We start from the raw sequence: 4,869 nt of genomic DNA on the forward strand, positions 1-4,869 counted from the left end.
ATGCAGCGTAAAGCCGGTCGAGTGGGTAAAGGCCCGGGTAAGACTACAGGTTGGATTCATAAACGCACATTAGAAAAACGTGGTGTGAACTTACTTGGTGGCGTGAGCTACAACAAGATTGACGACCAAGGTCTGCATATTAGCGTTGGTAAGAAAGATCAGGTACTCGATGCCGATTCCGTTATCGTGTGTGCGGGCCAAGTTTCGGTTCGTCCATTCGAAGACATGTGGCAAGAGTTTGGTGGCAAACTACACGTGATAGGCGGTGCCGATTACGCGGGTGAACTGGATGCCGTGCGTGCGATTCGCCAAGGTGTTGAGTTAGCTATTAAGCTTTAACAACAAACAGAATGTTCTCGTTTGATAAGTTTGAATCAGAAAGTTCAATAAGCTGAACTAGACGGGTAACTAAGCTTGGACTAGACAGATAAATAAGGCTCCTAAGTCATAGATTTAGGGGCCTTTGTTGTTTCTAGTGTCGTTTCAAATATTGCTTCAAATAGACAGCCGTTGAGATTTATTATCGTTTGTGTTCTGTGCTACAGTTCAATTATACAAACAATAAAAATTAGTAAGGACTTCAAATGGATGCTTTGGATCTATTGCTCAACAGGCGCTCAATCGCAAAACTCTCTGATCCGGCACCTGAAGGTGTGGCGTTAGAAAATATCATTAAAGCGGGCTTACGTGCTCCAGACCACGGCGCATTGACACCATGGCGCTTTGTTATCGCACAAGGCTCAGGGTTACAGAAGCTCTCTGATATTTTGGTTCGTGCAGCACAAGCTGACGAGAGCGAAGAAGCGGTCATTGAGAAAGTTAAAAAAGCGCCGTTTCGAGCTCCAATGGTGATCACTATCATCGCAAAGGTAACTGAGCACGAAAAAGTGCCAGCATTCGAACAACACCTGTCTGCGGGTTGTGCTGCGCAAGCAATGCAAATGGCCGCAGTTGCACAAGGCTTCCAAGGTTTTTGGCGTTCAGGTAAATGGATGTTCCACCCTGAAGTGCACCAAGCTTTCGGCTTAGAAGGCGACGATGAAATTGTTGGTTTCCTATACCTAGGTACTCCGGGCTGTACGCCAATGAAAGTGCCAGAGCGTGACTTCTCAAAGTTCGTCGAGTTCTTATAGATGTCGTCAGGAAAATAGCTATACAACGAATTGTTGAATGTTAACTGTATAAACAACCAGTTTTTCTTGATTTATTAGGGCCACATTAGATAATGTGGCCCTAATTGTTTGTTGCATCTGGAAAAACATGTCTCGTCTTATTATTGCTGAAAAACCAAGCCTCGGCCGTGCGATCGCCGCTGCATTGCCTAATCCACAGAAGAAAGACCAAGGGTTTATCAAATGTGGCAATGGGGATGTGGTGACTTGGTGTATTGGACACTTATTGGAGCAGGTTGAGCCAGACGCTTATGATGACCGTTATAAGAAGTGGAACTTAGCCGATCTTCCTATCGTGCCGGAGCAATGGCAGCTGAGACCGCGCAAGACTTCCAGCAAACAGCTTACTGTGATCCGAAAGCTATTGAAGGACGCGACCCAAATTGTCCATGCGGGTGACCCGGATAGAGAAGGGCAGCTGCTGGTTGATGAAGTGATTGATTATTGCAAGGTGTCTAAGACTAAGAAAGAGTCGATGGACAGGTTACTTATTAGTGACTTGAACTTGCCAGCGGTAAAGCGTGCGCTCTCTCAAATGCGCAGTAACCGCGATTTTATTCCACTTTCTATTTCTGCATTGGCGCGCTCTAGAGCCGATTGGCTGTATGGCATGAACATGACTCGCGCGTATACCTTGTTAGGTCAAAAGGCGGGTTACCAAGGCGTGTTGTCGGTAGGGCGAGTGCAAACGCCTGTACTTGGTTTGGTCGTAAGGCGTGATGAAGAGATCGAAAACTTCATTCCGAAAGATTATTTTACTCTGCATGCGCTGATCCCTTATCAAAACAACGGCCAGAGCTTTGATATTCGAGCACGTTGGAAACCAAGCGAAGCATGTAAACCTTGGCAAGATGAAGAAGGCCGCGTACTCAATCGAAAGCTGGTTGAGAATGTCGCTAACCGAATTGCTAATCAGCCTGCAACGGTGACGGAATCAGAGCAAAAGCAAAGCAAACAAGCGGCACCACTCCCTTATTCGCTGTCAGCTCTGCAGATTGATGCGTCTAAGCGTTTTGGTATGAGCGCTCAACAGGTACTCGACACTTGTCAGTCATTGTATGAGAAACACAAACTCATCACTTACCCACGTTCTGATAGCCGCTATCTACCTAAAGATCATTATTCGCAACGAGAGTCGGTAGTCGATGCTATCGCCAATAATGCGAAAGAGCTGCAAAGTGGTGCGCAAGGCGCGGATCTTTCTCTTAAATCCAAAGCATGGAACGACAGTAAGGTCGATGCTCACCACGCGATAATCCCAACGCCGAAGAAATCAGCGGTGAATGGCCTATCTGCTAATGAGATGAAAATCTATCAGCAAATTGCCCGCCAATATCTGATGCAGTTCTACCCACCGGCTGTTTTTGCGGATGCTAAGTTGGTTTTTGATATCGCTGGTGGTGTGTTCATCGCGAAAGGGCGTCAGCTTATCAACCCAGGCTGGAAAGTGTTGATGGGCAAAACGGACACCGAAGATAAAGGTGATGGTACTGACACTGTTCCACCGCTAGATAAAGGGACTGTGCTCACCTGTCGTGAAGGCGTGATTGGCGATAAGAAAACCGAGCCACCAAAACACTTTACCGAAGCGACCTTGTTACAAGCGATGACCGGTATTGCACGCTTTGTGGCAAATAAAGACCTCAAAGCTATCTTGAAAGAGACTGATGGCCTCGGCACAGAAGCAACCCGTGCGGGGATTCTCGATACTCTGTTCAAGAGACAACTGTTAACGCGACAGGGTAAAAGCATTCACAGTAGCCCGGCGGGAAGAGGATTGATTAATGCCTTACCTGAGGACTCGACCTTTCCCGATATGACCGCTCACTGGGAGCATCAGTTACAAGGTATGGCTGAACGAAACCAAGCGTATCAGCCCTTCATGCAAGAATTAGAAAGCAAGATCGACGGCTTGATGGGCAAGGTAAAAACGGGTGAAGTCCCTGAATCTTTGCGTCATCTTCCTAAAGTCGAAAGACCGGCTTTTAAACGTCGTAAAGGCGGTGGTGCGAAGAAAACTTATGCCAAGAAAGGGACGTATGCTAAGAAAGGCACTAAAAGCTAGGTACTAAAAGTTAGGTACTGAGAACAAACCGCTGTTTATTGGCGATACTGGAATTAACGTCCGACCTTGCGTCCGCAGCGCTTAAACAGCTGTTGCCAATAGTCGACATGGCGGCGAGTGGATGATCGAAAGGCGTTATGCGCATCTTTGATGGGAAAGTAATAACTGTGTAGGTCAGGTTGCGCGTCAAACATACCAAGTTGCGGGGCTAACTGCTGATAGTAGCCATCTAATTGCGCTATGTACGGCTGAACTTTGCCTATATATTGCTGCTCGAACACATTGTTGAGATAACGAAACTTGGTCGTGTCTCGTTGTTTACCACAGATGATATTGTGATTAAAAGTTGTCAGCTGTTTGGTGATGGTATCAAGTTCGGCCGAAGCTCGCGTGAGCGAGTAGTATAAATCACCGAGCGTAGAGCTCTTTTCTAATACTTCTTGAACCTCAGTAGTCTTTCCCGAAACGAGCGGAACGTTTAACGCTTGATTGATATATTCTAAGGCATCACTGGTTTGTCGTACCTGATCGCCGATATCAGCGTGTAACCACTGACTACCACGCATCTGAGACTGCATTGCATCGCTGGCATAGATGAGATTCCATTGGTGCAGTGGAAATTGTGCGAGCTTCTGCTGCTCGATTTCTTTGAGTAATTCTACGATCTCTGGATCTAATTCGTTATTAGATAAACATTGACCAACACCTTCCAGTAGAGCGACTTGATAATCGTAATTTCGGAACTCGTCGGCGACTTTTCCAAGTACGGAGTTTCTTTCTGCAATCAGGTTGAATAATCCGCATTGTCGAAGTTGATAGCTGTCGATAAGCCCGATAGAGAGCGAAGGAACTTCAATAAACAGTTCTCGCTTTCTCGGTAAGCTGTCGAGCTCCCAGTCTTCCTGTATCTCGTCAGCATCTTGCACGTTGGCGATTTTGGCCTGATAGTCGTCGAAATAGTTCTGTGGGCTGTCATCGAAACATCCAGTGAGCACCATTGTTAGACACAACAGTGTTGAACGTACGAGTAAGCTTGAGATCACGCGGCGAACCATGTGACGGCTACCAGTCTATTTCGCTACCATCGAAATTGAAGAAGTGACCACTCACTTCAGTATTCGATGACTCTATTACAGTCACAAGGCCTTGAGCCGAAGTCTCTGTATCAATAAGAGCATTAGGGCCGCCCATTTCCGTCTGTACCCAACCAGGATGTAACGCTAACACTGTAAAGCCATTATCGGTCAAGTCGTTGCTTAAACTCTTCACAACTGAGTTAAGAGCCGCTTTAGATGAACGATAGATGTAGCCTCCGCCTGATGTGTTTTCAGACATGCTACCCACTCTAGATGAAAGACAGGCGATCTTTTTGACGTCACTACTTTCGATAAGAGGTAATAGAGTCTCGACAAGCTTCAATGGAGCAATGGTGTTGACTTCGAATACACGGCGCCACTCTTCGACATCGGTATTACCCAGACCATAACCTTTAGGGCCATAGTAGCCAGCGTTGTTGATCAAAATATCAATCGACTCTATTTGCGAATTGAGGTGGCTCACCGCTTGGTAATCGGTGATCTCTAATTGAATGCAGGTCAGGTTGCTATTGTGGTCTGCGAGAGAGAGCAGTTC

General features: G+C 46.5%; 4 protein-coding genes and 1 pseudogene. 3 read left to right on the forward strand and 2 right to left on the reverse strand.

Annotated features, from left to right (window positions below; genetic code table 11):
- The 3 genes and pseudogenes from fadH to AB4496_RS06040 form a co-directional block, all read left to right on the forward strand.
- Positions 1 to 339 (forward strand): annotated as a pseudogene (gene fadH, locus AB4496_RS06030) (NADPH-dependent 2,4-dienoyl-CoA reductase); the annotation flags it as partial.
- A gap of 245 nt (positions 340 to 584) precedes the next feature.
- Complete coding sequence (locus AB4496_RS06035) at positions 585 to 1,133, forward strand: NAD(P)H nitroreductase (RefSeq protein ID WP_009848708.1); 549 nt, start codon at positions 585 to 587, stop codon at positions 1,131 to 1,133.
- Between the two features lie 127 nt (positions 1,134 to 1,260).
- Complete coding sequence (locus AB4496_RS06040; protein ID WP_009848706.1) at positions 1,261 to 3,237, forward strand: DNA topoisomerase III; 1,977 nt, start codon at positions 1,261 to 1,263, stop codon at positions 3,235 to 3,237.
- 53 nt (positions 3,238 to 3,290) lie between these two features.
- Here the strand turns inward: AB4496_RS06040 and AB4496_RS06045 are convergent, their stop codons facing one another.
- Together AB4496_RS06045 and AB4496_RS06050 are read right to left on the reverse strand one after the other, a co-directional pair.
- Positions 3,291 to 4,292: a DUF3080 domain-containing protein gene (locus tag AB4496_RS06045; RefSeq protein ID WP_009848705.1), complete on the reverse strand. Its 1,002-nt coding sequence runs from the start codon at positions 4,290 to 4,292 to the stop codon at positions 3,291 to 3,293.
- Between the two features lie 7 nt (positions 4,293 to 4,299).
- A partial coding sequence (locus AB4496_RS06050; RefSeq protein ID WP_372130692.1) for an SDR family oxidoreductase occupies positions 4,300 to 4,869 on the reverse strand: 570 nt, incomplete at its 5' end.

Origin of the sequence: Vibrio sp. 10N.222.46.A1 (assembly GCF_041473595.1) — a bacterium.
In the GTDB taxonomy this organism is placed as follows: Bacteria; Pseudomonadota; Gammaproteobacteria; order Enterobacterales; family Vibrionaceae; genus Vibrio; species Vibrio tasmaniensis_A.

Excerpts from the sequence above, each read along its gene's own strand:
- AB4496_RS06035 (WP_009848708.1), top strand. The coding sequence starts at position 585 with ATGGATGCTTTGGATCTATTGCTCAACAGGCGCTCAATCGCAAAACTC.
- AB4496_RS06045 (WP_009848705.1), bottom strand. The coding sequence starts at position 4,292 with ATGGTTCGCCGCGTGATCTCAAGCTTACTCGTACGTTCAACACTGTTG.
- AB4496_RS06040 (WP_009848706.1), top strand. The coding sequence starts at position 1,261 with ATGTCTCGTCTTATTATTGCTGAAAAACCAAGCCTCGGCCGTGCGATC.